The following is a 26,233-nucleotide window of genomic DNA, read 5'->3' on the forward strand; positions in this document are numbered from 1 at the left end:
TTCGGGTACTGAGACGAACAGGAAGAACACGAAATGAGCACACAAACTCCCACCCAACGCCAAGTATCGATGGTGCTGGATTTGAACAAATGCCTGGGCTGCCACACGTGCAGCATCGCCTGCAAGAAGATGTGGAACACGGATCCGGGCACGGACTACACCTACTGGAACAACGTCGAAACCATGCCCGGGAAGGGCTACCCGGCGAACTACCCGCAGATCGGCGGGCGCACCGAGACGGGCGAAGTCAAGCGCGGCCAGATCCCCAACATGGACACCGGCTACGGCCGCGCCTGGAGCTTCAACCACAAGGACGTCCTGGCCTCCACCGGGCAGCCGGTCAAGCTCTGGATCAAGCCCAAGGAAGAAGTCAAATGGGGCCCGAACTTCGACGAAGACGAAGGCACGGGCCACTACCCGCAGGACAACCACTACTTCTACCTGCCGCGGCTGTGCAACCACTGCACCCACCCGGCCTGCCTGGACGCCTGCCCGCGCGGCGCGATCGAAAAGCGCGAGCACGACGGCATCGTCCTGGTCAACCAGGATCGCTGCCACGGCTACCGCTTCTGCGTCGAAGCCTGCCCGTACAAAAAGGTGTACTTCGACCACGTGCGCCAGGTCTCGGCCAAATGCATCTTCTGCGCGCCGCGCGTCGAAGAAGGCGTGGCACCGGCCTGCGCGCGCCAATGTCCGGGCCGCCTGCGCTTCGTGGGCTACCGCGACGACCAGGACGGGCCGATCTGGAAACTGGTCGAAAAATACCAGGTCGCGCTGCCGCTGCACGGCGAATGGGGCCTGGGGCCGAACGTCTTCTACGTCCCGCCGATGAGCCCGTCGAAAATGGACGATCGTGGGCGTCCGACGGGCGAACCGCGCATCCCGCTGGCCTACCTGGAATCGCTGTTCGGCCCGCGCGTCAAGGACGTGCTGAATCTGCTGCACGCGGAGCGTGACAAAAAGAAGCGCGGGGAAAAGAGCGAACTGATGGATCTCTTGATCGCCTACAACTGGAACGACAACTTCAAGCTGGAGCCGCAGCAACGCGAAGTCTTCGGCGAGCGCCACTGAACCGAGCGGGGAAGAACAAAGCCATGAAGAAGACAGTAACCTTGATAGCGGCCCCGACGGCGATCCAGCCGGGTGGCTACATCGCCAAGGCCTACGAAGACCGCACGGTACCGGGCTTGAGCCAGGCCGACCTGGACATCGAAGCCAAGGGCCAGGGCTGGCAAATCACGCTCTCCTGGGCCTGCCCGGCGCCGGTGAAGAGCATCGCCCGGGAGACCGACAAGTTTCTGGATGCCTGCGCCCTGCTGGTGCCGGCGACGGAGAATGCGCAGTGGATCACCATGGGCTCGAAGGAAGACCCGGTCGAAGGGGTGCTGTGGAAGGCCGACCGTGAAAAGCCGTGGCGGATGCAGGCGGAAGGTCTGGGGACGATGATCCGTCAGGAAGCGCCGGTTGACTGGACGGTGGCGGCCGAGCATGCCAATGGCCGCTGGACGGTGCGTTTCGAGATTGGCGCGTGGCCGGTGCTCAGCCAGTACAAGCAACTGGGCTTCGCCATCTGGCTGGGCGAACGGCAGGATCGTGCCGGTCTGAAGTCCGTCAGCCCGGGGTGGTTGGCGGCGGTTTGAGTCATTCTTGCGCAGTCCACCTGGAGGCTCTGTCATGACCGAAGAACTGCCCATCCCGCAGCCGGAAGGAGATCTCACGCCGGCAGCCTTGGCGGATATCGCCGAGCAGTTGCGCCCGCAGACCCTCAACTTCCTCGCCTGGAGCGCGTTGTGGAGCACGCTCACCGAGGATGATCTGCGCGCTGCCGCCTGGGAAGCGCTGGATTTGCCCGGCGACTTCGATGCCGTTCACATCAATTACTGGAACACGTTCCAGGTCGGTATTCCGCAGCCGCCGATCCCGGCGATGATCCATGCCCTGATGAACATCGATGGCGCTGGTGCGCGTGAGGATTTCATGCGTGCCGCCGACCATCTGGGCCTGAGCTGGGGGCATGCCCGCCTGTCCCCCGATCAGCTCGGTCCGGCCTGCGAAATCTTCGCCATGGCCGTCGAACAGGAAGAGCCGGTGATCATCGCTCACCTGTCGAAAACCTATTTTCTGCCCTGGCTCGATCTGGCACAGGATCAGTTGAACGCTTCAGCCAACCCGGAGCTGGCGCAAATGCTGGCCCTGTTCCGCGAGCATCTGCAGGAAGCCATCCGCCTGATGCCGGTGGCGGGTTGAGCTTGGCGGTCCGGCGCAGAAACCTCGAGCATCCAGTCGAGCGCCGGGGCTGATTGAAAGCGGCTCCCTTTCTCCTCACGCCATGTGCTTTGCGATGGCGTGGCATATCCCCTTCTCCGTGCACGCCACAATAAAATGCGGTAGGATGAGCGGCTGATAATTAACACGAGTGTTAGATAGCCTGTCGTCGGGCGTGCTCGTGCAGACAACTACGGGGGAGTGCAACATGGAGCGGAGTTCAGCCAGTTCCACGGTCGGCCTGTCGGTTAGCCGGCGGCAGTTTCTGATCAAGGCCGGTCTGGCCAGCATGGCTGGCGGCACGCTCGCCCTGTTCGGCTGCCATCGGGCGCCTTTGCAGCATTTTCACGGTACGATGGGCGGTCGTTTCGACCTCGGCCCGCGCACCACGCCCAAGCTCGGTAACTGGCAGGATCTTTACCGCCAGCGCTGGACCTGGGACAAGGTGGCCAAAGGCTCGCACGGCTGGGCCAACTGCCGCTCGGCCTGCGAGTGGGATCTCTACGTCAAGGATGGCATCGTCGTCCGCGAGGAACAGAGTGCCACCTACGAGGCTTCCGAACCCGGCGTTCCCGACTTCAATCCGCGCGGCTGCCAGAAGGGCGCGTGTTATACGGAAGTGATGTACGGGCCGTCGCGCACCACCGTGCCGCTGAAGCGTGTCGGCCCGCGCGGTTCCGGCAAGTGGGAAAAAATCTCCTGGGAACAGGCGCTGAGGGAAATCGCCGTCAAGACCGTCGATGCCGTCGAGGAGTACGGTACCGACACGGTCTTCCAGGATCTCGGTCCCAATTTCGATTTCGGTCCCAGCACGGCCGGGCGCTTCAAGTTCATGTACCAGGCCAGCAGCCTGTTTTCCGACATGTGGGGCGAGATCGGCGACCTCAACTTCGGCGCCACCATGGCACTGGGCGCGGCGCAGATCGGCGGTTCGTCGGATGACTGGTTTCTTTCCGACTTCATCGTGGTCTGGATGATGAATCCCTCGGTGACCCAGATTCCCGATGCGCATTTCCTCTATGAAGCGCGCTACAACGGCACCGAATTGTGCGTCATCGATCCGCAGTATTCGGCCACGGCGATCCATGCCGACCAGTGGCTGCCGATCCACACCGGCACCGATGCGGCCTTGGGTCTGGCGGTGGCGCGCCATCTGCTGGAAGTCGGCGCCATCGACCTGCCTTTCATCCGCGAGCAGACCGATTTGCCGCTGCTGGTGCGCATCGACAGCGGACGTTTCCTGCGCGAGGAAGACCTCAAGGACGGTGGCAGTCCGGATCAGTTGTACATGTGGCATCCGCAGAAAAACGCAGCCGTCCCCGCGCCCGGCTGCACCGGCAACACCACGCGCAAGCTGACGCTGGATTTCGAGCCGCCGATCGACGGCCAGTGGACGATCCGGCTCGCCAATGGCCAGGAAGTGCTGGTTGCCCCGGTGGGCGCGCTGCTGAAGGAACATCTGGAGCCGTGGACTTTCGAGCACACGGCCGCAGTCACCAAGCTGCACGTCGAGCAGATCAAGCGCTTCGCCGAAGGCTGGGCCAAAGCGGAACGGCCCAAGGTGCTCTCGTCATGGGGCTCGAACCGTTTCGTCCATTCGGATCTGATGAACCGGGCAAAAATTCTCTGCCTGATGTTGAAAGGCTCATTCGGCAAGAAAGGCTGTGGCTATGAAGCCACGGGCATCGTCGACATGGAAGGCTTCAACAACGCCATGCGCATGGAGCGCGAGGGCATGCGCGGGCGCCTGGGTACACTGATGGGCATGATGACGCCGGGCGAGCTGTTTTCCAACGTGCTGGAGATCGTCAAGAAACGCAAGACCGAAAGCGATTTCATCCTCGAAACCGAGATGAAATACCTCAAGGAACAGTTGTGCAGCAGTGACGTGGTCGAAACCAACTTCAAGTCGCCGGGCTACCGGGCGGCCATCGTCAAGGAACAGGAAGGCATGCAGCCGCGTTCGCTGGAAGAGTACTACCAGGAGGCGCGTGAGAAGAACTGGTCGCAAGGGCTGCCGCGCAAGGCGCCGGTGAAGGTTTACTTTTCCGGCGGCTCCAACATGCTGAGGCGCAACAATCTGCCGCAATATCTGAAGGCGCACATCTGGGACGACATGCACTGCATCGTCGACATCAACCCCAAGTATTCCTTCACCGGCACCTATTCCGACTACATCCTGCCGGCGGCCGGCTGGTATGAAAAGTCCGGCATCAAGTACACCATGTCCTACATCCCCTATCTCCACTACTGCGATGTGGCGGTACCGCCGCTGGCGGAAAGCAAGGGCGAGTGGGAAATCTTCTGGCTGTTGACGCGCGAGATGGAGAACTACGCCAAGGAGAAGGATCTGCCGGTGCTCGATGGCTGCGGGCGCGGCCCGAACGATTTCAAGACCCTGCACCAGCGCTATACCAATCACGGTGCCCTGGGCCAGCATGACGACGACAAGGTGATGAAGGAAATCCTCCATGGTGATGCCACCGAAGGCATGACCATCGAAGGCCTGAAGGAAACCGGCATCGCCAAGTTCACTTCGGCCGGCAAGCCGGTGGCGGCGGATGCCATCAACAACCCGGACTGGAAGGGCGAAGGCGTGATGACCACGCTGACCCGCTTCACCACGCACAAGGAACCCTGGCCGACCTACAGCGGGCGCATCACCAGCTTCATCGACCACCCCTGGTTCATCGAATTCGGTGAACAGTTCACTACCCACAAGGACAGTCCCAAGGCCGGCGGCGATTACCCTTTCCAGTTCGTCAGCTGTCATGCGCGCTGGTCGATCCACTCGACCTGGCGCGATACGCCGATGATGCTGCGCCTGCAGCGCGGCGAGCCGCTGGTGTATCTGAATCCGACGGAGGCAGAGAAACTGGGCGTCAAGGATTTCGAATATGTCGAGATCTACAACAACTACGGCTCGATCCGCATGCGCCTGAAAGTCACGGCGATGGTGCGTCCGGGCGTGGCCTACTACTACCACGCCTGGGAACCGCATCAGTTCCCGAATCACGAATCCTTCAAGTTCCTGATTCCCGGCATCGTCAATCCGCTGCTGATGGCGGGTGGCTATGGCCAGATCAATCACGCCATGAATCGCTATCAGCCGGGCAGCGCCGTGCAGGACACGCGCGTGGGTATCCGCGCCTGGACCGGGCAGGCCACTGGCGCCCATCCGGTCGTCAAGGAAACCGTGGTACAGGCCGCCACCGCTGCCACGGCATCACCCGAAGCATGACAGGGAGACAACGATGAGCACACAAACTCCCACCCAGCGCCAAGTATCGATGGTGCTGGATTTGAACAAATGCCTGGGTTGCCACACGTGCAGCATCGCCTGCAAGAAGATGTGGAACACGGATCCGGGCACGGACTACACCTACTGGAACAACGTCGAGACCATGCCCGGGAAAGGCTACCCGGCGAACTACCCGCAGATCGGCGGGCGCACCGAGACGGGCGAAGTCAAGCGCGGCCAGATTCCCAACATGGACACCGGCTACGGCCGCTCCTGGAGCTTCAACCACAAGGACGTCCTGGCCTCCACCGGCCAGCCGGTCAAACTCTGGATCAAACCCAAGGAAGAAGTCAAATGGGGCCCGAACTTTGACGAAGACGAAGGCACGGGCCACTACCCGCAGGACAACCACTACTTCTACCTGCCGCGGCTGTGCAACCACTGCACCCACCCGGCCTGCCTGGACGCCTGCCCGCGCGGCGCGATCGAAAAGCGCGAGCACGACGGCATCGTCCTGGTCAACCAGGATCGCTGCCACGGCTACCGCTTCTGCGTCGAAGCCTGCCCATACAAAAAGGTGTACTTCGACCACGTGCGCCAGGTCTCGGCCAAATGCATCTTCTGCGCGCCGCGCGTCGAAGAAGGCGTGGCACCGGCCTGCGCGCGCCAATGTCCGGGCCGCCTGCGCTTCGTGGGCTACCGCGACGACCAGGACGGGCCGATCTGGAAACTGGTCGAAAAATACCAGGTCGCGCTGCCGCTGCACGGCGAATGGGGCCTGGGGCCGAACGTCTTCTACGTCCCGCCGATGAGCCCGTCGAAAATGGACGATCGTGGGCGTCCGACGGGCGAACCGCGCATCCCGCTGGCCTACCTGGAATCGCTGTTCGGCCCGCGCGTCAAGGACGTGCTGAATCTGCTGCACGCGGAGCGTGACAAAAAGAAGCGCGGGGAAAAGAGCGAACTGATGGATCTCTTGATCGCCTACAACTGGAACGACAACTTCAAGCTGGAGCCGCAGCAACGCGAAGTCTTCGGCGAGCGCCACTGAACCGAGCGGGGAAGAACAAAGCCATGAAGAAGACAGTAACCTTGATAGCGGCCCCGACGGCGATCCAGCCGGGTGGCTACATCGCCAAGGCCTACGAAGACCGCACGGTACCGGGCTTGAGCCAGGCCGACCTGGACATCGAAGCCAAGGGCCAGGGCTGGCAAATCACGCTCTCCTGGGCCTGCCCGGCGCCGGTGAAGAGCATCGCCCGGGAGACCGACAAGTTTCTGGATGCCTGCGCCCTGCTGGTGCCGGCGACGGAGAATGCGCAGTGGATCACCATGGGCTCGAAGGAAGACCCGGTCGAAGGGGTGCTGTGGAAGGCCGACCGTGAAAAGCCGTGGCGGATGCAGGCGGAAGGTCTGGGGACGATGATCCGTCAGGAAGCGCCGGTTGACTGGACGGTGGCGGCCGAGCATGTCAATGGCCGCTGGACGGTGCGTTTCGAGATTGGCGCGTGGCCGGTGCTCAGCCAGTACAAGCAACTGGGCTTCGCCATCTGGCTGGGCGAACACCAGGATCGCGCCGGCCTGAAGTCCGTCAGCCCGGGGTGGCTGGCGGCGGTTTGAGACGCGGCAATTGGCTTCGGCTTTCGGTTACGGCTTCGGTGATTGCCGCGTGCGTCACTGATTGAGGCTGTCGATGCAGCGTGACAGGGCTTCTTGAGGGTTGCTGCCGCTGATGTTGCAAGTGCCGGGCATGGGTTGTTGAGGAGCGGCAGGCGAGGCTGAGCTCTGGCGGGCGGCGGTTGCCGTCCCGCGCATTCCGCTTTCATTCGCTGCTTCGCCCGGCGTGCTTGATGCGGCAGCGTTGGCGCGTGCGCTGATGCTGGCCCGTATCTGCTCGTCGCGTCGGGTCTTGCCGAACGAGGATAGCCGGCTCAGGTCGCGCTGGGTTTCGAACAGCGCCTTCTGCGTGTCGGTCAGTGCTTTCCGGGTTTCAAACAGCTCGTCGCGATCACGCTGCATGCGCCTGTTTTCCTTTTCGATATCGATCAGGATGACGCGCTGCTGATCGATCTGCTCGGCCTGGTCGTCCAGGCGGGCGGCAAACAATTTATAGGCGACCCAGGCGCCGGCCAGCAGGCCGACGGTCAGCATCAACAGCGCGATGAAAATCGTCCGGGCCAGTGGCGGCGGATCGGCCGGTACGGATACGTACACGATTTCCTTGACGACTTCGCGGTCGCGGGCGCCCGAGGTGCCGCCTGTGCCATCATCGGTATCGCCGTCAGTTGTCTTTCCGAAAAAGCCGGCGAAGCGCTGCCGCAGTTGCTGCAGCCGGATACGCAGCGCCGCACGGAACATGACGAACGGATTGCCCCGGGTGTGCTGCGCTTCTGCCGGTTGCGCATCTTCCGGAGTGTTCTCGGTGCTCATCGTATCCGCATCCTTCCATGGAAAATTCTGCAATACCGCTGCAGCGGGGGACGGATCAAGTGTAGCGCATGCCTCGGCACATTCGTTCAGACTTCATCCATCATCCCGTTCCACCAGACCGTGTTCGATCGCATACACCGCAGCCTGGACGCGCGAGAGCAGGTTGAGCTTCTTGAGAATGTTCTGGACATGGATCTTCACCGTGCTTTCGGCAAGATCCAGACTGCGGGCGATTTCCTTGTTGCTGGCGCCGCGCGTCAGGAAGCCAAGGATCTCGCGCTCGCGCGGTGACAGTCGCTCCTTGTCGGCACCCGCCGGCGAGGGCGCCGCTTGCGGCTCGCTGACGCTCTTCATCAGCTTGCTGGTCATTTGCGGCGACATCACGGATTCGCCATCCACGGCACTGCGTATGGCATTGACCAAAAAATCGGTTTCGATGTTCTTCAGCAGATAGCCGTGCGCTCCCGCGCGCAGTGCCTGCATCAGGTCATCGACATCCTCGGAAACCGTCAGCATCAGGACGCGTGCGTCAGGCGCTTCGTCGATGACCAGGCTGACGGCTTCACGGCCGGCGATGCCGGGCATGTGTATGTCGAGCAGAACCACGTCGGGCCGCAGGATCTTGGCGCGCTTGACGCCTTCCAGCGCATCGCCTGCCTCGCCAACCACTTCGAAGCCGGGCTGGCGCTGCAGCAGTGCCTTGATGCCGCTCCTGAACAGGGTATGGTCATCGATCAGCAGTATGCGGACGTGTTTTTCCTGAGTCATGGGTCAGCCTGTCTCGTGCGGCAAGCGAAGGATCACCGTGGTGCCGGCACCCGGCGCGGATTTTATTGCGAACTGGCCGCCGATGCGATGCGCTCGTTCGCGCATGATCTTGATGCCGACATGCACATCGCCCGCATCGCTGGCCGTAGCGACATCGAAACCATGCCCGTCGTCCTGCACGGAAATCACGCACATGTCGCTTTGTTCGTGGCCATGCTCGTGTTCGATGATCACTTTGACCTGGCTGGCAGCCGCATGTTTGCGGATATTCGACAAGGCCTCCTGCACGATGTGCAGAACCTGGATGGCATTCTGGGCGGGAATCGCCCGCTCGTCACCACGCTTTTCCAGCGTGGCGGCAATGCCGGTCTGGCCCTCGAATTTTTCCAGCGCGCTGGCAATCGCCGTCTCGACATTGCCGGCAACGACGCGGGTACGGAAATGTACCAGTAACTCGCGCACGTCGTCATAGCTTTCCTGGATGCCCTCGCGGATGCGCGCCAGCTCGTCTTCAGCTTCCTGCATGTCGGCGCGCCGCAGCGAATCCTGCAGCATCTGTGCCTGGATATTCAGGAAGGCCAGCGACTGGGCGATGCTGTCATGGAGTTCTTCGGCCAGCAGGTTGCGCTCTTCGGAAACCGCCATTTCCTTTTCGCGTTCGACCAGGCGCTGGTTTTCGATGGCCACGCCGAGATGCTGGCCGATGGTCTCCAGCAGCCGCACTTCGTTATCCCGCAAGGCGCGCGGGCTGTGGAAGAACAGGTTGAAAACGCCGAGCACCTGGTGTTTCGAGGAAATCGGAATGGCCACCATGGAGGCAAAGCCTTCGCGGTCGCGGCAGGCCATGGCGGTATTCAGATGCGGCAGTTGCACCAGTTGCGATGACACGGCCAGTCCGCTGCTGGCAGCACCGCCGCAAAGACAGGCGCCGACGGGTAGACAGCCCTCGCAGTCGAGAAACTCTTCCGAGAGATTGCGATGTACGCCGATGTGCATCTGCTTGCCGCCATCTTCCACGAAACGCACCAGGCCGGCCTGGGCATCGAGCAGCAGCATGACCTTGTCGAGCACCTCGTAGCAGGCAACGTCGCGCGGCACGGGGACGCTCAGATAGGCCGCCACTTCGTAGAGCAGGGTCAGTTCGCGGTGCTTGATTTCTATGTCATGGGTTTTTTCCTGGACACGCTGTTCGAGCTTGCCATAGATGTCCTCGAGACGATCGGCCATGGCGTTGAAGCCTCTGCCGACTTCGCCGAACTCATCATTGCGGCGCACCGGCAGGCGCACGCGAAAATCGGCCTCGGACATGCGCCGGATGCCGCCACGCATCTCCTCGAGCGGGCGGATGACCATGACGAAGAAGAAGGCGATCAGCAGCGTCGTGCCGATCATCGCCAGCACGATCAAGCCGATCTGCAACAGGCGCAGCCAGGTGGCGCTGCGCGTGCCGCTGTGTTCGACCGCGGCGACGAGCTGGTTGACGTGCGAAACGAATTGCTCGACCGCTGCGCGGTATTGCACCAGATGCACGGCCCGCTGTTCCTGCGGCATGTTCAGCATGTTCTCGATGCGTGGGCGCATTTCCTGGTTCCATTCCAGGCGCATCTGTTTGAGCAGGTGGGCGATTTCCGGCTCGTCCTTGGGCAGGAACAGCGGCCGGTTCGGGTCGCCTTGTTCCAGATCGCGCATGATGCGTTCGAAGGTGGCAACCTCCTTGGCGATGGTGGCCTGCATGACCGCCTCTTCATCCGGCGTCTGCATTGCCCGCGACAGCAGGAAAACGATGCGGTAGGTGCGCATGCGCTGACTGCCGGCGTCATTGATCGCGGCGGCATTGCCTTCGAGCTGCCATGAGAGATACAGCGTCAGCCCGATGGCGATCAGGGCAACGAGAAAGAATGCAACCAGGATACCGATGATCCTGGCGCTGAGTTTCTGGAATAACATGGGTGGTCTGTGGCGCTGGAACGACGTGCGGATGAAGCGGAAATCAGGCAGGGCAGCCTGCCATGCTAGCGGATTTCGTGCCCTTTGGTATCCCGGCGGTCCGCAGCGGTTGCTCGTTTTTTCGCTCGATCCAAAAACGAAAAAGCCGCCAGCACCGTGTCTGGCGGCTTTTGTCGAAGTACTGCACGAGAAATGCAGTGTTCAGCGCTTCGAGAATTGCTTGCGACGACGCGCCTTGTGGAAGCCGACTTTCTTGCGTTCGACTTCGCGCGAGTCGCGGGTCACGAAGCCGGCATTCGACAGCGCCGGCTTCAGGGTTTCGTCATAATCGATCAGGGCGCGGGTGATGCCATGACGCACGGCGCCAGCCTGGCCGGACTCACCGCCGCCGACGACATTCACCATGATGTCGAAGGTATCGAGATGCTGCGTCAGTTCAAGCGGCTGGCGCACGACCATGCGGCCGGTTTCACGCGAGAAGAACTCGTCCAGCGGCTTGTCATTGACGATGATCTTGCCGTTGCCCTTCTTCATGAAGACGCGCGCGATCGCGGTCTTGCGACGGCCCGTCCCGTAGTTGTAACTGACTGAATTGACTGCCATGGCTTTCCTAACTTTCAGATGACCAGCGTTTTCGGTTGCTGCGCGGCATGCGGATGTTCGGCGCCGGCGTAGCACTTCATTTTCTTGAGCATTGCGTAACCCAGCGGCCCCTTCGGCAACATGCCCTTGACGGCGTGTTCAAGCACGCGGCCGGGGTGGCGTTGCTGCAGCTTGGTGAAGTTGGTTTCGCGGATGCCACCCGGGAAGCCGGTGTGGCGATAGTACATTTTGTCCTGCGCCTTGTTGCCGGTAACCAGCAGCTTCTCGACATTCACGACGACGATGTAATCACCCGTATCGACGTGCGGCGTGTATTCGGTCTTGTGCTTGCCACGCAGGCGGCGGGCGATTTCGGTGGCCAGACGACCCAGTACCTTGTCGGAAGCATCGACGACGAACCAGTCGCGCTTGACCTCATGCGGCTTGGCAGAAAACGTTTTCATAAAATCCTCGAATCCTTGAATTCCTCGCCTGCGCGCATGGGCGGCAGTCTCATTACGGAAACCGCGCATTATATGTGTGTGAAACTGTGGTTGTCAAACGCTTTTGTGGACGGGATGCGAACGCTCGGTTCGTCGTGGCCGATAGGTAATATAGGGGCCGCGTTTGCCAGCAGCCTCAAGCGTGCGCACGCCTTTGAAGCTGAAAGATGCGCCAAATGAGCGCACAAAAAAACGCGGCCTTGCAAGGCCGCGTCGAAATCCACACCAAAGGAGGAGGGTGGGAGTAGCAGAGGATCGTGAACCGCGGGCTGATGCTTCGCCGTCACGATCAGACAGGGACGATTCTGGAGAAGTTCGGGCGATTGCTCAAGGAATGTCGGTCAGGCTGCGTGATATATGTCACGGCGGGCTCCAGTTGCGCCCGGCGGCAATGCTTCAGGTGGACGGCGCTCGTTACCGATGAGGCTTGCCGGTTCTCCGGCTAGAATTCACGGTTGTTCAATCCGATAGCGAGCAAGCGGCATGGAATGCAAGGTGCGGTGGTTTGACGGCATGAGCTTCGTCGCGGAGACCGGCAGCGGTCATCTGGTGGCGATGGATGGCGCGCCCGAGGCGGGCGGGCGCAATCTGGGGCCGCGTCCGATGGAAATGCTGCTGGTGGGTGCCGGTGGCTGCACTTCGTTCGACGTGGTGATGATCCTCAAGCGCGGCCGGCAGGAAATCACCGATTGCGTGGTCGAGATCGAGGCCGAACGTGCCGCGACCGATCCCAAGGTGTTTACGAAAATTCACATGCACTTCGTCGTGACCGGCAGGAATCTGAAGCCGGAAGCGGTCGAGCGGGCGATCAAGCTGTCGGCGGAAAAATATTGCTCGGCCACCATCATGCTGGGCAAGACGGCCGAGGTCACGCATGACTGGGAAGTCGTCGAGGGCTGAGCGACGTTTGTGACGCTTGCCTCTCGCGGATCAGAGGTAGTACGCCGTCGTCGTCATGACGCGCGAGGCCAGGCGCATGCCGTGCTTGATCGGCGCCGGCAGTTCGTGCGCGCCCAGGCGCAGTGCGGTTTCGGCATGACTGGCTTCGTCGATCCGCATCTGTTCGAGAATGGCCCGCGAGCGACGGTCCTCCGCCGGCAGCCGCGCCTGATGGCTTTCCAGGTGCGCGCCGACCTGGCGCTCGGTTTCGGCGAGGAAGCCGAGATTCCAGGCGTCGCCAAACTTTCCGGCGATGACTCCGATGGCCAGCGCGCCGCCATACCAGAGCGGATTGAGCAGGCTCTTGCGGCCGCCCAGTTCAGCGATGCGCCGTTCGGTCCAGGCCAGATGCTCGGTTTCCTCGCGCCCGGCCTGTTCCAGCGCCTGCTTGATCGAGGCGTCACGCGAAGTCAGGGCCTGTCCCTGATAGAGCGCCTGGGCGCAGATCTCGCCGCAATGATTGACGCGCATCAATGCGGCGGCGTGGGCGCGCGCGGCGGCATCGAGCACGGTTTCGGCCTCGGCTTCCGGCTGATCCGCGCCCGGAACCGGGCGTGCGGTGGGCGCCGGCGCGAAGAGGGTGCGCAAGGCCTTGTCGAATTCGACGATCAAGGGGTCGAGATTCATGACCGAAGCGCCGGCGTTGCTTCTTCGACCATGGATTGCGGCCAGCGCGGTTTGCGGTCGGCAGGATGGGAAAACAGATGGCGCGCCAGTTCGGTCAGCGCCGCCTCGTAGACGCCGCGCTTGAATTCGATGACGGTATCGAGCGGAATCCAGTAATCATGCCAGCGCCAGGCGTCGAACTCGGGGCGTTCGCTGGCGCGCAGGCTGACGTCGCTGTCACGGCCGACCAGGCGCAGCAGATACCAGATCTGTTTCTGGCCACGGTAGGTATTGCGCCATTCGCGGCGCACCCAGTGGCGGGGCACGTCGTAGCGCAGCCAGTCGCGGGTGCGGCCGAGGATGGCGACATGCTCCGGTCGCAACCCGACTTCCTCGTGGAGTTCGCGGTACATCGCCTGTTCGGGCGTTTCGCCCTTGTTGATGCCCCCTTGCGGGAATTGCCAGGAATGTTCGCGGATGCGTTTGCCCCAGAAGACCTCGTTATGGTTGTTGACCAGGATAATGCCGACGTTCGGGCGGTAGCCTTCACGGTCAAGCATGGTGAACCTTCGATCTTGAATTTGACTGACGCTATTTTTTCATAGATCGTCCCTGAATAGAAGCCGCGCGCCGGTTCGGGTCGGCGCAGGAAGCAGCGGACAGGCTAAAGTATTGGACTTGTCCGCCGATATTCCAGGGACGACTTGAAAGGATTCGATCATGCGCGTGCAAACACTCGCGATTCTGCTGGCCCTGTCATCCTTGTCCTCATCCCCCCTGCCGGGATTCTTTGTTTCTTCGGCCCACGCGGCGGCCAAATGGCAAACCGTTGCCAGCCAGGAGGGCAAGCGCATCGAAATCGACAAGGCGCGCATTGCCCGGGTTGGCGCCGGCCAGACCATCGCCTGGAGCCGGCTGGTGCTGGATCGCGAGCTTGCCGTTGACGAGCAGCGCTATAACCGGGTCGAAGTCCTCAATCGCTACGATTGCGCCGGTCAGCACTTTGCCACCGTCAAACGCGTTTATCTGCAGGGTGGCACGCCCGTCAAGGAGGAAGTCATCGGGAGCGGAGCGCAGCGCCAGATCAGCGTCCAGGCGGGCAGTATCGACGCAAAACTGCTTGGCGAAGCCTGCAAGCTGCGCACTGTCGGTGAAATGCAGGCCGTTGCCGAAATCGCTCGCGAAGCGGCCGGCGCTGCATCGCCAGCCGAGGAACAGACGGTCGCCAAGGTGATGCTTGCCGATGTGCGCCAGCTTGCCGCGACGCCCGAGGAGGCGCGGGAAAAGGCCGCGCGGACGCAGACCGTGGCCGAGCAGCGGATCGAGCTGCCGAGCAAGGCTGAACTGGCGGCGAAGGCCGCGGCGGACAAGGCGCTGTTGACCGATATGGCGGCGTCGGAATTGCCGCCCCAGTCCGCTGCGCCGGCCAATGCTGCGGCTTCCGCGGCGCCCGTTGCTCCCGTAGTTTCTCCCATTCCTTCCGCAGCCAGCCTGCGCCGTCCCGTGCCGCGCCGTGTCGTTGCGCGCAGCACTACGCCTGCGCCGACTGCTTCCGCGCCGGTCGAGGCGGCGCCGGTGGCGCGTCCCGTCATTCCATGGAGTTACGAAGGCGAAGGCGCTCCCGCCAACTGGGGCAAGCTGCGCAGCGACTACGTCACCTGCGGCAGCGGCAAGCGCCAGTCGCCGATCGACATTCGCGACAGCATCAACGTCGATCTCGAACAAATCCGGTTCGACTACAAGCCGACCCTGTTCCGCATCATCGACACGGGGCATACGGTCGAGGTGCATGTCGGCGAGGGCAGCACGCTCACCGTCATGGGCAGGCAATACGAACTGGTGCAGCTGCATTTCCACCGGCCGTCGGAAGAGCGCATCAACGGCAAGGTCTACGACATGTCCGTGCATCTGGTGCATCGGAGTCTGGAAGGACAGCTCGCCTATCTTGCCGTGTTGCTGGAAAAAGGCAGCGAGCATCCGCTGATCCAGACCCTGTGGAACAACCTGCCGCTGGAAGTCGGGCAGGAGCTGGTGCCCGAGGTCTCGATCGATCTCAACGGCCTGCTGCCGGAAAACCGCACCTACTGGACTTACATGGGTTCATTGACCACTCCGCCGTGCACCGAGAACGTGCTCTGGCTGGTGCTGAAGCAGCCCTTGCAGGTTTCGCCGGAACAGATCGCGATTTTCTCGCGCCTGTATCGCAACAACGTGCGCCCGCTGCAGCCGGCGAACAACCGCCTGATCAAGGGTTCGCGCTGAGTCGTTGATTGTCTGGCGGGATGTGGATGCGGCGTCGTCTAATACTCAATACGGCCAGGTACTCGATTCGGCGCCGCCATCGACTTCAAGTATCTTGCCGGTGATCCAGCGTGCGGCCGGCGCGGCCAGATACAGCGCGGCCATGGCGATGTCGTTGGGCATGCCCATGGCCCTGAGCGGCGTCAGTTCGATCATTTTCGCCGTCGCTGCCTCATCCAGGAAAGGCGCCAGGGCATCGGTCAGGATGGCGCCGGGCGCGATGGCATTGACGCGGATCTGCGGCGCGAAGTCGGCTGCCAGCAGGCGGGTCATCTGGTTCAGGGCGGCCTTGGCGCTGCCGTAGGCGCTGAAGTGCTTCTGCGCATAGCGCGATGCCGACGAGCTGATGTTGATGATGGCGCCGCCGCCGGCCAGCCGCATGTGCGGCGCGCATTTCGCCGACAGCACGAAAGCCGTCGTGACGTTGAAGTGATGGACGCTGTCGAAACTCTGGCCACTCGTATGCAGCGGATCGTTGGGCCCCGCGCCGCCGGCATTGTTGACCAGCAGGGTGATGCGGCCGAATCTTTCCAGCGTCTGCGCCACCAGCGCATCCAGTTGCGCTTCGTCATTCACGTCGCAGGCGATGGCCAGCGCCTCGCTGCCCAATTGGCGTGCCGCTGCGGCAACGGTTTCGACTTCGGCCAGGCTGCGCGCCGCGCAGACTACGCTGGCGCCGGCCTCGGCATAGGCCAGGGCGATGGCGCGCCCGATGCCGCGCCCGGCGCCGGTGATGATGGCTACCTGATCCTGTAGCGAAAACTGTGTGCCGATGCTCATGAGCGCTGCTCCTCGGGTGATGGGTCCGTTGCCAGATGGCGGTAGCGTCCGCCATGAAACAGCAGCGGCGGACGCTGCCGTTGCGCGCGGCGGAAAGCCTCGACCAGGCCGACGAAAATCAGATGGTCGCCACCGGGATGCCGCGTCTCGTTGCGGCATTCGAACCAAGCGCAGCAGTCGCGCAACAGCGGCGCGCCGCCCGCGCCTTCGTCGAACGCGATACCGGCAAACTTGCCCGCTGCCGTTTCACCCGGCCGCGAGAAGTGCTGCGAATACTCGGTCTGATCGGCGGACAGGATGTTGATGGCGTAATGCGAGCAGTGCTGGAAGGCGGCCAGCGAGGGCGAGTACAGCGACAGGCTCCACAGCACCAGCGGCGGGTCGAGCGAGACCGATGCGAAGGAATTGATCGTCAGCCCCACCGGGCCGCCCTGCGCATCGCGCGCCGTGACGACGGCAACGCCGGTGGCGAAGCAGCCCAGCGCATGGCGAAACTCGCGCGGGTCGAAGCTTGCGGCGGCGGCCTGTCCGGACACTCGGTGCTCAGCAGTCATCGTTCATAGGGAGGCAGATCGGCACTGTGGCCGACGGCAACGCTGCCATACAGCGATGCCGCCGCATCCCAGTTGAGGGTGATGTGGGCGCAGGCGGCACGCATGTCGCGCAGGCTGCGCTGTGCCGGATGCGAGAGATACAGCGCCGCGCCGCCGCAGGCATCGAACAGCAGATCGACGGCCCGTCGGCAAAGCTGCGCGGCGAATGCCGCATCGCGCCGCAAGCGCATTTTTTCGAGCAGCGTCGGCGCGCCGGCATTGTCGGCTGCCGCCATGATGTCGCCGCAATTGCCGAGCAGGATGCGGCGGGCGGCATCGATGCCGGCGGCCGCTTCGGCAACGCGCAGGTGCACCGGCGGATAGTCGGTCATCACGCGTCCGGAATACGAAGCCAGGCGGCCGCGGCTGTCACCGACGAAAAGATCGAGCATGCCCTGGGCGATGCCGAGCGCCACACCGGCAATCACATAGCCGAACGTGGGCAGCAGCGGAATCCGGTAGAGCGGGGCGTGTGCCGCCATGCCGCCGTCGCCCCGGGTTGCTGCCAGGGGCAGGCTGCGATGCGCCGGCACATGGACTGCGGCCACGTTCACTTCATTGCTGCCGCTGCCGCAAAGCCCGGCCGCCTGCCAGGTATCGCGCAGCGCGTAATCGTTGCGCGGCAGAAGGAACAAACGATATTCACCGGCCGCGCCGCTGGTGTTTTCCTCGGCGTAACCGTCGCCGCCGACGATGGCGCCGAGGATCACCCAGGCGCAATCGTCGATGCCGCTGGCGTAGCTCCAGCGACCGCTCAGGCGAAAGCCGCCGTTGCAGGGCTCGGCGCGACCGGCCGGAAAGATCAGCGAGGCGCCGATCAGCGTATCGGCATGCTCGCCCTGCGCTCCCCAGACTTCATCCTGAGCGGCTTGCGGACACATGCCCAGCATCCAGTGATGGCTGGCCAGATTCGCCAGCACCCAGGCCGTCGAAGCGCAGGCGCGGGCCGTTTCGGCGGAGACTTCGACCAGGGCGCCGATCGGCAGTTGACTGCCGCCCACCCTGGCTGGCTGCAGCAGGCGGAACAGGCCGGCGGCATGCAGTTCGGCCAGGGTTGCGGCGGGCAGGCGACGCGCGTTTTCGGCCTCGGCGACACGCTCGGCCAGCCGGGGCCGCAAACCGGCAACGCTGGCAAGGGCTGCATCTATCGCTGGACAGGCTGGGCAGCGGGACAAGGTGGTCTCCATGCGCGCGGTAAGGGTGCGCGTGTCGGCGTGCGTGTCGAAAGGGTCGAAGGCGATTATCATCCGCAACCGCCTTGCCGTCGAGTTCGCTGGCCTGCGGCGGACGGCGCCTCTTTCCAGTTTTTCCGGATTCTCATCAGCCAATGACTGCCGCAACCTTTGCCGACCGCCTGCTCCGCTGGCAGCGCCAGCATGGGCGTCACGACCTGCCCTGGCAGAACACGCGCGATGCCTATCGCATCTGGCTTGCGGAAATCATGCTGCAGCAGACCCAGGTCGCCAGCGTGATTCCCTACTACCAGCGGTTCCTCGCGCATTTCCCCGAGTTGGCCCGGCTGGCCGCCGCGCCATTGGAAGAAGTCATGCCCTTGTGGAGCGGCCTGGGTTATTACGCGCGGGTGCGCAACCTGCATCGCTGCGCGCAGGAGATCATGAGCCGGCATGGCGGCGAGTTTCCGCGCGATCCCGAGGCCATCGCCCGTCTGCCCGGCATCGGCCGCTCGACCGCCAATGCCATCGCCGTCTTCGCTTTCGGCATCCGCGCTCCCATCCTCGACGGCAACGTCAAGCGCGTGCTCTGCCGCAGTCACGGCGTAGACGGTTTCCCCGGCACGGCGGCGGTGGAGCAGCGTCTGTGGCAACTGGCGGAAGAGCTGCTGCCGGCAAGGGCCGCCGATTGCAGCCGCTACATTCAGGCGCAGATGGATCTCGGCGCCACGCTGTGCACGCGCGGCAAGCCGGCGTGCGCCGACTGTCCGCTGAACGATATATGTATCGCCCGGCGCGATGGGCGAGTCAATGAATTACCGCAGCCACGCCCACGCAAGGCGCTGCCGCAGCGCAGCCTGCGCGTGTTGCTGCTGCATGACGGCGAGCGCTGGCTGTTCGAACGGCGTCCGCCGCACGGCATCTGGGGCGGACTGCTGAGTTTGCCCGAAGTGGCTGCCGATGAAGACGTCCAGCAAAAACTGGATGCGCTGGCTTGCGCGGCGGCAGAGCTGCAGGCGCTGGCTCCCTTGCGTCACAGCTTCACGCATTTCCATCTGACCCTGCAGCCACTGCTGGCCGCGGTCAAGCCGCTGCCGCAGCTTGCCGAAAGTGGCCGCTACCGCTGGCTGACGCCGATGGAACTGGCCGATGCCGCCTTGCCGACGCCGATCCGCAAAATCGTCCAGGAGGCATTGGCAACAGCGGCAACAGTGACACAAGGGTGCGACTGATTTCTGTTAGGCTAACCCGTTCCAATTTTGTCGAATTGAATTCTCGCCATGCAATACAAGATCATTCCCGTTACGCCCTTCCAGCAAAACTGCACGCTGCTCTGGTGCGAAGATACCGGGGAGGCTGCCGTCGTCGATCCGGGTGGCGACATCGACTCGATTCTTGCCGCCGTCGAGCGGCAGGGGGTGAAGCTGGTCAAGATCCTGCTGACCCATGGCCATATCGATCATGCCGGCGGCACGGCGGAGCTGGTCGCGCGGCTGGGTTTGCCCGTCGAGGGGCCGCAGGAAGGCGATCAACTCTGGATCGAGCAGTTGGCGCAGCAGGGACGGATGTTCGGTCTGGCTTCGGCCGGCAGTTTCACGCCGGATCGTTGGCTGCAGGATGGCGACCAGGTCGGCTTCGGCAATATCACCCTGGATGTGCTGCATTGCCCGGGCCATACGCCGGGGCATGTGGTGTTTTTTCATGCGCCATCAAAACTGGCGCTGGTGGGCGATGTGTTGTTCCAGGGTTCGATTGGCCGCACCGACCTGCCCGACGGCGACACCCATGCCCTGCTGAATTCCATCCGCAGCAAGCTCTGGCCGCTGGGCAATGAGGTGCGCTTCATCCCCGGCCATGGGCCGATGTCCAGCTTTGGCGACGAGCGTCGCTACAACCCCTTTGTCGGCGACCATGCCTGAGGGCTGAGGCCGCCGGCGCCGGGGAGATGACGACTCGACCGACGGATTTGGATTTACTTCTTCAGCGAATCGCGGATTTCGCGCAGCAGCAGCACGTCTTCGGCAGGTTCTGGGGCGGGTGGCGCTTCGACCGGCGCTTCGCGCTTGAGGCGATTGATCTGCTTGACCATCATGAAAATGATGAAGGCCAGGATCACGAAGTTGAGCGCGATGGTGATGAAGTTGCCATAGGCGAATACCGGGATGCCGGCCTTCTTCACTTCGGCCAGGGTCATTGCCACGTCTGGCGGGACGGCCTTCAGCGCGATGAAATAGTTGCTGAAATCCAGTCCGCCGATGATGACGCCGATCAATGGCATGATCATGTCGGCTACCATCGAATCGACGATCTTGCCGAAGGCGCCGCCGATGATCACCCCGATGGCGAGGTCGACGACGCTGCCCTTGACGGCAAATTCCTTGAATTCCTGTATGACGCTCATGCAGTCTCCCTTGGTTGATAATTCTTGAGCTAAAACTCTCATTCTACGCATCTGCGGTAAAGACGTGACCAAGCCCGACGAATGGAACAGAACAGGTTTCCGGATGATTTTCCGGCGAACCCGTAGCGTCCTTTTCATCGCCATCATCGCTCTGCTGTCATGCACCGCCATCGGTCTGACGGTTGCAGCCGTTTTTCTGGCGCGGATCGACGCTGCCTGGATCGCCGGCGAACTCAACCGCAGCGTGCTGGCCGACAAACGGCGCGTGCTGAAGATCGACGGAGCGCTGACGGTGAATCTGCGCCCGGCGCTCGGTCTGGAATTGTGGCAGATTGCGCTGTCGGAGCAGGACAGCGAGGCAACGTTTGCCAGCCTGGACAGGCTGCGTTTTTCCCTGCAATGGTGGCCGCTGCTGTCGCGCCGTCTGGTCGTCGACAGGCTGGAGCTGGATGGCCTGTCCGTTGCCGGCGAACGCGATGCGCAGGGCCGCTACAATTTTGCCGATCTACTGGAAAGTCAGCCCGGCGGCAAATGGACTTTCGACATCGCCAGCCTGCAACTGACGCAGGGACGGTTGCGCTGGCGCGATCCGGAGCACGCGCAGGGCATCACGCTCGACGAGATCAGCCTGAGTAGTGGGCGGATCGCCAATGACGGCACGCCTTCGGGCGGCCGATTGGCATTGGCTGCCCGGCTGCGCAGCCCGGCCGCACCGCAGGCCGACGTGCAATTGCATGCGTCGATGCAATACACGCTGGACCCGGCCAGGGCGCATTACGGTGCCGATGATCTGGCGCTGCGCCTGACCGGCCGGCTGGCGGAGCAGCCGGATGTGGATATCGATCTGACAGCCAGGAAACTGATGGTCGACTCCAAACCATCCGGCCCTTCGGTACGGCTGCAGGACTTGCAGTTGCAGGCGCGGGCCGCTGCGATTGCTGCGATGTCCCCGGTGGCCTTATCCCTTGCCGCGCCGCAACTGGAGTTTCAGGACAAGCAGTTGCGTGCTGCGACGGCCAGCATGGTGCTGCAGGCCGGTAGCGAAAATGCAAACGCAAACACTGACGCAAACTCAACGCCAATGTCACTGCATGGCCGGCTCGACACCCCGATCGTTGCCGATCTTGCGGCGCGCAGCGTGCAACTGGACAAGCTGGCTGCCGAACTGACCATAGTCGCCGCGCAAAAGCTTGCCAGGCCGGTGCGGCTTACTCTGCAAGGCAGTGCCCGCGCGGATTTGCAACAGCAGCAGGCGGCCGCCCGGCTGGCTGGCAGACTGGACGGCAGCCAGCTCGCCGGCTGGCTGGATGCCACCGGCTTCAGTAGCGCCGGCGCGGCAACGATACGCTTCGGTCTGGATGTCGATCGGTTCAATGTGGATGACTATCTGCGCACAACGGCATCGCCTGCGGCGTCTGCGGGCACGTCGTCAGATGCCGTGTCCAGTCTGCCTCCCGGTCTGGACCTGCAGGGTGAATTGAAAGTGGGCAATTTGCAGGCAGCCGGCGTGACGGCGCGCAATCTGCGCCTGGTCTTCGCCACGCGCGATGGCCGTCTGCACATGCTCACTGCGCCGCAGTGAATTTATCGGCTGGCGTGAATGCCGAATGCCGGCGTGCGGCGCGTTCCACTAAAATGGGCGGGGTGCAACTCTGATTCCGGCACTTTCTGCTTTTCGTATCCCGCATCTTGCTTTCTGGATAGCCGCCCGCAATCTCCAACCAGCCGGACCGTACAACATGCCACTGTCGCATCTGATTGCCAACAATCGCCGCTGGGCCGAGCGGAAGCGCGCCGAAGATCCGGAGTTTTTCAGCCGCCTGGCGGCGCAGCAGAATCCGGAATATCTCTGGATCGGCTGTTCCGACAGCCGCGTGCCGGCCAACCAGATCACCGGCCTGGCGCCGGGCGAAGTCTTCGTCCATCGCAATGTCAGCAATGTCGTGGTGCATACCGATCTGAACTGCCTGTCGGTGATTCACTATGCGGTTGAAGTGCTCAAGGTGCGTCACATCATGGTGGTGGGGCACTATGGTTGCGGCGGTGTGCGCGCCGCGCTCGAAGAACGCAACCATGGGTTGATCGACAACTGGTTGCGTCATGTCCAGGACGTCTACCACAAGCATCGCAGCAATCTGGACGCACTTCCGCTCGATGCCCGGGTGAATCGCCTGTGCGAACTGAACGTCATCGAACAGGTGGTGAATGTCTGTCGCACCACCATCGTGCAGAATGCCTGGGGCAATGGCCAGCGCGTTTCGGTGCATGGCTGGGTGTATGGACTCGATGATGGCCTGCTGCACGAGATGTGCAGTTCCGCTTCCTCGCAGACGGAAACCGAAACCACCTATCGCAAGGCGCTGGAACACATCGGCTGCCGCAGTCGCCGTATCGGGGACTGAGCGATAGCGACAGCAGCGACGGCGACGACTGCGGCGACGCTGCCGGTTCAACTGCCGACGACGCGCAACGGCCGGAACTGCCGCGTGTTGTCGTAATACGCGGGGAATTCGTTGTCGGCCGTCGCGCCGGGGATGCCCAGCAGCGGCAACGGGCGAAAGTCGTGCGGATGGCGGTAACCACTGGGGCTGTCGGCATGAAAACGCCGGGCGATGCGCGCATCGGCATCGGCGATCTGCTCGGCCAGCGGCAGTTCCAGCCATGCGGGATGGACGTGCAGGAAAGCCGCCTTGGCGCACAGGCCGACGTGCGGCTGGCGCAGCAGATCGTAGCTGGCATGGCCGACGACGAAAACGCGCAGTGATGCGCCGACCTGCGCCCGCGCCTCCCAGAACAGCGCTTTCCAGCGATGCCCGCAAATGGCCTGCCACAGCGCCGGGTCGCTGGAGACGACGATGGCGCCGCATTCATCGAACTGTGTCGCGGCATCGCGCAAGGGACCGCGCCGGCCGTCGTGCCCTGCTTCCTGGCGCTGTGCCGTCAGCACCTGGTGATGGCAGTGATTGAGCGCTGCCTTGATGCGCGGGAAACGCAGCCAAGTCAGGGCATTGAAGGCGTCGTGCCAGTTGTCCGGTCGGGTTTCGGCTTCTCCCAGCCACCACACGCGCTCTTCGTAGGACAGGCCGCTGCCGTGCGGCAGGACGAAGCGCAGCGGTTTGCCGCCGCCACTGCGGATGCCGTGCCGGTCGGCCAGCGCATTGAGTTCGCCGAGGGTTGGCGGCGCTGCCGCTGCCATGCTTCGTGCCGTCCGCAAGCCAGCCAGCAGCGATTGCAACGGTGCATACAGTGGCTGCTGGTCGAAGGCGTGCTGCATGCGCTGCCGCTCAGTCGCGGCTTGCCGCAGATGCAGCGCCAGCGGCACCGGCAGCGACGAAGGTGAATTGTTTTTCACGTTCGGCGAATTCGCCGAGCAGATTGCCAGGGGCGGGCGGCGCTTCGGAAAATTGCTGGAAACGGCAATCGGCCATGGCGGCGACGTACCAGTTCTTGTCCTGATGCAGGATAAAGACGCCGCCTGCCGGTTGGTACAGCTCGATGCGGAAATTTTCTTCGGGTACATCCTGCAAGGCATGGCGGCGCTGGCATTGCGAACCATTCGAGGTAACCAGCTTGACCGTCCAGCCGCTGCTCCACGGATAGATCTCGCGCAGGATCGACAGGCTGTTGCGGTTGTCGCCGTCGATGGAATAAAAGGCCGCATCCTGCCGCGCGCAGGCGGCGAGCAGGGGCGAGGCACACAGCAGAATGAATGTGAATGCGAACGGACGAGTCATACGAGTCATGATTGCATCCTCCAGGCTATTTTTGCACCGGCACGCAGGGGCACCAGCGTGTCGCCGTCGAACGGCTGGCTGGCGGGTACGGACCACGCTTCGCGTACCAGGGTGATCCGTTCCTGGTTGCGCGGCAGGCGGTAGAAGTCGGCGCCATGAAAACTGGCGAAGCCTTCCAGTCGGTCGAGCGCATCGGCGGCCTCGAAGACCTCGGCATACAACTCGATGGCGGCGTGCGCCGTGTAGCAGCCGGCGCATCCGCAGGCCGCTTCCTTGGCACCGCGGGCGTGCGGCGCGGAGTCGGTGCCGAGAAAGAACTTCGGATTGCCGGAAATGGCGGCCGCGACCAATGCCTGACGATGCGTTTCGCGCTTCAATACGGGCAGGCAGTAATGATGCGGCTGGATGCCGCCGACAAAAAGCGCGTTGCGATTGAGCAGCAGGTGATGCACGGTGATCGTCGCGGCGACGTTTTCGGCGCTTGCCGCAACGAACTGCACGGCATCGCGCGTCGTGATGTGTTCCAGCACCAGACGTAACGCGGGGAAATCCTTCAGCAGCGGCTGCAGCGTGCGCTCGATGAAGACGGCTTCGCGGTCGAAGACATCCACCACCGGATCGGTGCTTTCGCCATGCACCAGCAGCGGCAGGCCGAGCACTTCCATGCGCGCCAGCGTGGCGCGGCAACGGGCCAGATCGGTGACGCCGGCGTCCGAATTGGTTGTCGCCCCGGCTGGGTAGAGCTTCACCGCATGCACGAAGCCGCTGGCGCGCGCCGCATCGATTTCGCCGGGCGGTGTGTTGTCGGTCAGATACAGCGTCATCAGTGGCTCGAAACGCATGCCTGCCGGCAGGGCGCGGAGGATGCGCTCGCGGTAGGCGGCGGCCTGGGCCACGGTGGTGACCGGCGGCTTCAGGTTGGGCATGACGATGGCACGGGCAAACCGGCGCGCCGTATCGGGCAGGACGGCCGCCAGCGCGGCATCGTCGCGCAGGTGGAGATGCCAGTCGTCGGGGCGGGTCAGCGTGAGCGTGAGTGGTTTCGTCTGCATGATGGGGAAATTATAGTCCCTGGTTTTTCATGGCCAGCGCCGCTTCGTAGAGCGCATTCCTGGCGGTGCCGCTGATTTCGGCCGCCAGTTTGACGGCCTGTTTCAACGGTAATTCGTCGAGCAGCAGGCGCAGGGTGCGCAGTGCTTCGGCGGGCAGCTCCGGCGCGGGGGGCGCTCCGGAAACCAACAGCACGAACTCGCCGCGCTGGCGATTGCCGTCGGCGGCCAGCCAGGCCGGGCCTTCGGCCAATGGCATGCTGGCAATCTGCTCGAACAGCTTGGTGAGCTCGCGGGCGATCACCAGCGTGCGCTGCGGTTCGAGCAGCGCGGCAAGATCGGCAACGGTTTCGTTGATGCGGTGCGGCGCCTCGTAAAACACCAGGGTCGCGGCCAGCGGCCTGAGCGCTTCGATCTGCTGCCGGCGCGCGCCGGCCTTGGCCGGCAGGAAGCCGGCAAACAGAAACTGCGGATCGTCGAGCCCGGCCGCCGAAAGCGCGGTGATGGCGGCATTCGGCCCCGGCAGCGGAATCACCGGAAAGCCGGCGGCACGCACGGCGGCGACGGCGCGCGCGCCCGGATCGGAGATGGCGGGCGTGCCGGCATCGCTGACCAGGGCGATGCGCTTGCCGGTCGTCAGCAGCTCGATCAGTTTCTGCGCTGCCGTTGCCTCGTTGTGCTCGTGCAGGGCAAAGGCTGGCACGCGGATGCCATGGTGGTCGAGTAGATGGCGGGTGTGGCGCGTGTCCTCGCAGGCGACGGCATCGACGCTGCGCAGGGTGTCGAGCGCGCGCTGGGTGATGTCGGCGAGGTTCCCGAGCGGCGTGGCCACCACATATAATGCCGTTGTTCTTTTTTCCCTGTCGGCTGCGTCCATCTCATGTCTCTTCGATTCTTCCAGCAACGCATTGTCCAGCGCGCG

At 63.3% G+C, this 26,233-nt stretch carries 27 protein-coding genes; 12 read left to right on the forward strand and 15 right to left on the reverse strand.

Annotation, left to right across the window (positions count from 1 at the left end; genetic code table 11):
- Nucleotides 1-33 precede the first annotated feature (33 nt).
- The 6 genes from SDENCHOL_RS02650 (at nucleotide 34) to SDENCHOL_RS02675 (ending at nucleotide 7,126) form a co-directional block, all read left to right on the forward strand.
- Entirely contained in the window at nucleotides 34-1,071 is a 1,038-nt protein-coding gene (locus SDENCHOL_RS02650) for a 4Fe-4S dicluster domain-containing protein (protein ID WP_154715927.1), read from the forward strand.
- A 23-nt stretch (nucleotides 1,072-1,094) separates the two neighbouring features.
- Nucleotides 1,095-1,640, forward strand: a complete 546-nt coding sequence (locus SDENCHOL_RS02655; RefSeq protein ID WP_154715928.1) for a hypothetical protein — start codon at nucleotides 1,095-1,097, stop codon at nucleotides 1,638-1,640.
- Nucleotides 1,641-1,674: 34 nt separating this feature from the next.
- Nucleotides 1,675-2,247, forward strand: a complete 573-nt coding sequence (locus tag SDENCHOL_RS02660; protein ID WP_154715929.1) for a hypothetical protein — start codon at nucleotides 1,675-1,677, stop codon at nucleotides 2,245-2,247.
- A gap of 226 nt (nucleotides 2,248-2,473) precedes the next feature.
- Nucleotides 2,474-5,506, forward strand: a complete 3,033-nt coding sequence (locus SDENCHOL_RS02665) for a molybdopterin-dependent oxidoreductase (protein ID WP_154715930.1) — start codon at nucleotides 2,474-2,476, stop codon at nucleotides 5,504-5,506.
- A gap of 13 nt (nucleotides 5,507-5,519) precedes the next feature.
- Nucleotides 5,520-6,557, forward strand: a complete 1,038-nt coding sequence (locus tag SDENCHOL_RS02670) for a 4Fe-4S dicluster domain-containing protein (RefSeq protein WP_154715931.1) — start codon at nucleotides 5,520-5,522, stop codon at nucleotides 6,555-6,557.
- A gap of 23 nt (nucleotides 6,558-6,580) precedes the next feature.
- Complete coding sequence (locus SDENCHOL_RS02675) at nucleotides 6,581-7,126, forward strand: hypothetical protein (protein WP_154715932.1); 546 nt, start codon at nucleotides 6,581-6,583, stop codon at nucleotides 7,124-7,126.
- 54 nt (nucleotides 7,127-7,180) lie between these two features.
- Here SDENCHOL_RS02675 and SDENCHOL_RS02680 read toward each other — a convergent pair whose 3' ends face one another.
- From SDENCHOL_RS02680 to rplM, 5 genes are all read right to left on the reverse strand, one after another.
- The gene (locus tag SDENCHOL_RS02680) at nucleotides 7,181-7,936 is read right to left on the reverse strand and encodes a hypothetical protein (protein ID WP_154715933.1); all 756 of its coding nucleotides are present in this window, start codon (nucleotides 7,934-7,936) and stop codon (nucleotides 7,181-7,183) included.
- Between the two features lie 93 nt (nucleotides 7,937-8,029).
- Nucleotides 8,030-8,704, reverse strand: coding sequence for a response regulator (locus tag SDENCHOL_RS02685; protein ID WP_154715934.1), 675 nt, complete (start codon nucleotides 8,702-8,704; stop codon nucleotides 8,030-8,032).
- Between the two features lie 3 nt (nucleotides 8,705-8,707).
- A complete protein-coding gene (locus SDENCHOL_RS02690; RefSeq protein WP_154715935.1) occupies nucleotides 8,708-10,651 on the reverse strand; it encodes a type IV pili methyl-accepting chemotaxis transducer N-terminal domain-containing protein in 1,944 nt (647 codons plus the stop codon).
- 201 nt (nucleotides 10,652-10,852) lie between these two features.
- Complete coding sequence (rpsI, locus tag SDENCHOL_RS02695; RefSeq protein ID WP_154715936.1) at nucleotides 10,853-11,254, reverse strand: 30S ribosomal protein S9; 402 nt, start codon at nucleotides 11,252-11,254, stop codon at nucleotides 10,853-10,855.
- 14 nt (nucleotides 11,255-11,268) lie between these two features.
- Nucleotides 11,269-11,697, reverse strand: coding sequence for a 50S ribosomal protein L13 (rplM, locus tag SDENCHOL_RS02700; RefSeq protein WP_154715937.1), 429 nt, complete (start codon nucleotides 11,695-11,697; stop codon nucleotides 11,269-11,271).
- 522 nt (nucleotides 11,698-12,219) lie between these two features.
- On the opposite strand from rplM, the gene SDENCHOL_RS02705 reads away from it, so the two are divergent.
- On the forward strand, nucleotides 12,220-12,636 hold the full coding sequence (locus SDENCHOL_RS02705) for an OsmC family protein (RefSeq protein ID WP_154715938.1): 417 nt from the start codon (nucleotides 12,220-12,222) through the stop codon (nucleotides 12,634-12,636).
- A 30-nt stretch (nucleotides 12,637-12,666) separates the two neighbouring features.
- Here the strand turns inward: SDENCHOL_RS02705 and coq7 are convergent, their stop codons facing one another.
- Together coq7 and SDENCHOL_RS02715 are read right to left on the reverse strand one after the other, a co-directional pair.
- Nucleotides 12,667-13,302, reverse strand: a complete 636-nt coding sequence (gene coq7 / locus SDENCHOL_RS02710) for a 2-polyprenyl-3-methyl-6-methoxy-1,4-benzoquinone monooxygenase (protein WP_154715939.1) — start codon at nucleotides 13,300-13,302, stop codon at nucleotides 12,667-12,669.
- Nucleotides 13,299-13,841, reverse strand: a complete 543-nt coding sequence (locus tag SDENCHOL_RS02715; RefSeq protein ID WP_154715940.1) for an RNA pyrophosphohydrolase — start codon at nucleotides 13,839-13,841, stop codon at nucleotides 13,299-13,301. Before SDENCHOL_RS02715 ends, coq7 begins: the two co-directional genes overlap by 4 nt.
- Nucleotides 13,842-14,001: 160 nt before the next feature.
- Between SDENCHOL_RS02715 and SDENCHOL_RS02720 the strand changes: the two genes are divergently transcribed.
- Entirely contained in the window at nucleotides 14,002-15,543 is a 1,542-nt protein-coding gene (locus SDENCHOL_RS02720; RefSeq protein ID WP_154715941.1) for a carbonic anhydrase, read from the forward strand.
- A gap of 45 nt (nucleotides 15,544-15,588) precedes the next feature.
- Here the strand turns inward: SDENCHOL_RS02720 and SDENCHOL_RS02725 are convergent, their stop codons facing one another.
- The 3 genes from SDENCHOL_RS02725 to SDENCHOL_RS02735 are packed head-to-tail and all read right to left on the reverse strand — an operon-like array spanning nucleotide 15,589 to nucleotide 18,202.
- Complete coding sequence (locus SDENCHOL_RS02725; protein ID WP_154715942.1) at nucleotides 15,589-16,362, reverse strand: SDR family NAD(P)-dependent oxidoreductase; 774 nt, start codon at nucleotides 16,360-16,362, stop codon at nucleotides 15,589-15,591.
- Nucleotides 16,359-16,898 carry a flavin reductase family protein gene (locus SDENCHOL_RS02730; protein WP_231912893.1) on the reverse strand — a complete coding sequence of 180 codons (540 nt, stop codon included), beginning with the start codon at nucleotides 16,896-16,898 and terminating at the stop codon, nucleotides 16,359-16,361. Before SDENCHOL_RS02730 ends, SDENCHOL_RS02725 begins: the two co-directional genes overlap by 4 nt.
- A gap of 14 nt (nucleotides 16,899-16,912) precedes the next feature.
- Entirely contained in the window at nucleotides 16,913-18,202 is a 1,290-nt protein-coding gene (locus SDENCHOL_RS02735) for an acyl-CoA dehydrogenase family protein (protein WP_154715944.1), read from the reverse strand.
- An 80-nt stretch (nucleotides 18,203-18,282) separates the two neighbouring features.
- Here SDENCHOL_RS02735 and mutY point away from each other — a divergent pair, with 80 nt between their 5' ends.
- Nucleotides 18,283-19,359: an A/G-specific adenine glycosylase gene (mutY, locus tag SDENCHOL_RS02740; protein ID WP_154715945.1), complete on the forward strand. Its 1,077-nt coding sequence runs from the start codon at nucleotides 18,283-18,285 to the stop codon at nucleotides 19,357-19,359.
- Nucleotides 19,360-19,407: 48 nt separating this feature from the next.
- Nucleotides 19,408-20,046, forward strand: a complete 639-nt coding sequence (locus tag SDENCHOL_RS02745) for an MBL fold metallo-hydrolase (RefSeq protein WP_154715946.1) — start codon at nucleotides 19,408-19,410, stop codon at nucleotides 20,044-20,046.
- Between the two features lie 53 nt (nucleotides 20,047-20,099).
- On the opposite strand, the gene mscL is transcribed toward SDENCHOL_RS02745, so the two are convergent.
- The gene (mscL, locus tag SDENCHOL_RS02750) at nucleotides 20,100-20,528 is read right to left on the reverse strand and encodes a large conductance mechanosensitive channel protein MscL (RefSeq protein ID WP_154715947.1); all 429 of its coding nucleotides are present in this window, start codon (nucleotides 20,526-20,528) and stop codon (nucleotides 20,100-20,102) included.
- A gap of 64 nt (nucleotides 20,529-20,592) precedes the next feature.
- Between mscL and SDENCHOL_RS02755 the strand changes: the two genes are divergently transcribed.
- Both SDENCHOL_RS02755 and can read left to right on the forward strand, forming a co-directional pair.
- Nucleotides 20,593-22,110 (forward strand): AsmA family protein, encoded by a 1,518-nt coding sequence (locus SDENCHOL_RS02755; protein ID WP_231912894.1) that lies wholly within the window; start codon nucleotides 20,593-20,595, stop codon nucleotides 22,108-22,110.
- 157 nt (nucleotides 22,111-22,267) lie between these two features.
- Entirely contained in the window at nucleotides 22,268-22,930 is a 663-nt protein-coding gene (can, locus tag SDENCHOL_RS02760; protein WP_154715949.1) for a carbonate dehydratase, read from the forward strand.
- Between the two features lie 47 nt (nucleotides 22,931-22,977).
- Here can and SDENCHOL_RS02765 read toward each other — a convergent pair whose 3' ends face one another.
- The 4 genes from SDENCHOL_RS02765 to rsmI are packed head-to-tail and all read right to left on the reverse strand — an operon-like array spanning nucleotide 22,978 to nucleotide 26,188.
- Nucleotides 22,978-23,880 (reverse strand): DUF3025 domain-containing protein, encoded by a 903-nt coding sequence (locus SDENCHOL_RS02765; RefSeq protein WP_172954977.1) that lies wholly within the window; start codon nucleotides 23,878-23,880, stop codon nucleotides 22,978-22,980.
- The gene (locus SDENCHOL_RS14115; protein ID WP_172954978.1) at nucleotides 23,813-24,271 is read right to left on the reverse strand and encodes a hypothetical protein; all 459 of its coding nucleotides are present in this window, start codon (nucleotides 24,269-24,271) and stop codon (nucleotides 23,813-23,815) included. Before SDENCHOL_RS14115 ends, SDENCHOL_RS02765 begins: the two co-directional genes overlap by 68 nt.
- Entirely contained in the window at nucleotides 24,268-25,314 is a 1,047-nt protein-coding gene (gene pyrC, locus SDENCHOL_RS02770; protein ID WP_154715951.1) for a dihydroorotase, read from the reverse strand. The genes SDENCHOL_RS14115 and pyrC overlap by 4 nt, the downstream gene beginning before the upstream one ends.
- Nucleotides 25,315-25,324: 10 nt before the next feature.
- Entirely contained in the window at nucleotides 25,325-26,188 is an 864-nt protein-coding gene (gene rsmI, locus SDENCHOL_RS02775) for a 16S rRNA (cytidine(1402)-2'-O)-methyltransferase (RefSeq protein WP_154715952.1), read from the reverse strand.
- Between the last annotated feature and the right edge of the window lie 45 nt (nucleotides 26,189-26,233).

Source organism: Sterolibacterium denitrificans (genome assembly GCF_900174485.1).
Lineage (GTDB): Bacteria > Pseudomonadota > Gammaproteobacteria > Burkholderiales > Rhodocyclaceae > Sterolibacterium > Sterolibacterium denitrificans.

What these genes read in the sequence shown, in the direction of transcription:
- SDENCHOL_RS02655 (WP_154715928.1), top strand. Translation starts at nt 1,095, where the DNA reads ATGAAGAAGACAGTAACCTTGATAGCGGCCCCGACGGCGATCCAGCCG.
- rpsI (WP_154715936.1), bottom strand. Translation starts at nt 11,254, where the DNA reads ATGGCAGTCAATTCAGTCAGTTACAACTACGGGACGGGCCGTCGCAAG.
- SDENCHOL_RS02680 (WP_154715933.1), bottom strand. Translation starts at nt 7,936, where the DNA reads ATGAGCACCGAGAACACTCCGGAAGATGCGCAACCGGCAGAAGCGCAG.
- SDENCHOL_RS02665 (WP_154715930.1), top strand. Translation starts at nt 2,474, where the DNA reads ATGGAGCGGAGTTCAGCCAGTTCCACGGTCGGCCTGTCGGTTAGCCGG.
- SDENCHOL_RS02670 (WP_154715931.1), top strand. Translation starts at nt 5,520, where the DNA reads ATGAGCACACAAACTCCCACCCAGCGCCAAGTATCGATGGTGCTGGAT.
- SDENCHOL_RS02715 (WP_154715940.1), bottom strand. Translation starts at nt 13,841, where the DNA reads ATGCTTGACCGTGAAGGCTACCGCCCGAACGTCGGCATTATCCTGGTC.
- SDENCHOL_RS14115 (WP_172954978.1), bottom strand. Translation starts at nt 24,271, where the DNA reads ATGACTCGTATGACTCGTCCGTTCGCATTCACATTCATTCTGCTGTGT.
- SDENCHOL_RS02745 (WP_154715946.1), top strand. Translation starts at nt 19,408, where the DNA reads ATGCAATACAAGATCATTCCCGTTACGCCCTTCCAGCAAAACTGCACG.
- pyrC (WP_154715951.1), bottom strand. Translation starts at nt 25,314, where the DNA reads ATGCAGACGAAACCACTCACGCTCACGCTGACCCGCCCCGACGACTGG.
- SDENCHOL_RS02660 (WP_154715929.1), top strand. Translation starts at nt 1,675, where the DNA reads ATGACCGAAGAACTGCCCATCCCGCAGCCGGAAGGAGATCTCACGCCG.
- SDENCHOL_RS02690 (WP_154715935.1), bottom strand. Translation starts at nt 10,651, where the DNA reads ATGTTATTCCAGAAACTCAGCGCCAGGATCATCGGTATCCTGGTTGCA.
- SDENCHOL_RS02720 (WP_154715941.1), top strand. Translation starts at nt 14,002, where the DNA reads ATGCGCGTGCAAACACTCGCGATTCTGCTGGCCCTGTCATCCTTGTCC.
- mscL (WP_154715947.1), bottom strand. Translation starts at nt 20,528, where the DNA reads ATGAGCGTCATACAGGAATTCAAGGAATTTGCCGTCAAGGGCAGCGTC.
- coq7 (WP_154715939.1), bottom strand. Translation starts at nt 13,302, where the DNA reads ATGAATCTCGACCCCTTGATCGTCGAATTCGACAAGGCCTTGCGCACC.
- SDENCHOL_RS02735 (WP_154715944.1), bottom strand. Translation starts at nt 18,202, where the DNA reads ATGATAATCGCCTTCGACCCTTTCGACACGCACGCCGACACGCGCACC.
- SDENCHOL_RS02725 (WP_154715942.1), bottom strand. Translation starts at nt 16,362, where the DNA reads ATGAGCATCGGCACACAGTTTTCGCTACAGGATCAGGTAGCCATCATC.
- rplM (WP_154715937.1), bottom strand. Translation starts at nt 11,697, where the DNA reads ATGAAAACGTTTTCTGCCAAGCCGCATGAGGTCAAGCGCGACTGGTTC.
- SDENCHOL_RS02650 (WP_154715927.1), top strand. Translation starts at nt 34, where the DNA reads ATGAGCACACAAACTCCCACCCAACGCCAAGTATCGATGGTGCTGGAT.
- SDENCHOL_RS02675 (WP_154715932.1), top strand. Translation starts at nt 6,581, where the DNA reads ATGAAGAAGACAGTAACCTTGATAGCGGCCCCGACGGCGATCCAGCCG.
- SDENCHOL_RS02705 (WP_154715938.1), top strand. Translation starts at nt 12,220, where the DNA reads ATGGAATGCAAGGTGCGGTGGTTTGACGGCATGAGCTTCGTCGCGGAG.
- can (WP_154715949.1), top strand. Translation starts at nt 22,268, where the DNA reads ATGCCACTGTCGCATCTGATTGCCAACAATCGCCGCTGGGCCGAGCGG.
- mutY (WP_154715945.1), top strand. Translation starts at nt 18,283, where the DNA reads ATGACTGCCGCAACCTTTGCCGACCGCCTGCTCCGCTGGCAGCGCCAG.
- rsmI (WP_154715952.1), bottom strand. Translation starts at nt 26,188, where the DNA reads ATGGACGCAGCCGACAGGGAAAAAAGAACAACGGCATTATATGTGGTG.
- SDENCHOL_RS02685 (WP_154715934.1), bottom strand. Translation starts at nt 8,704, where the DNA reads ATGACTCAGGAAAAACACGTCCGCATACTGCTGATCGATGACCATACC.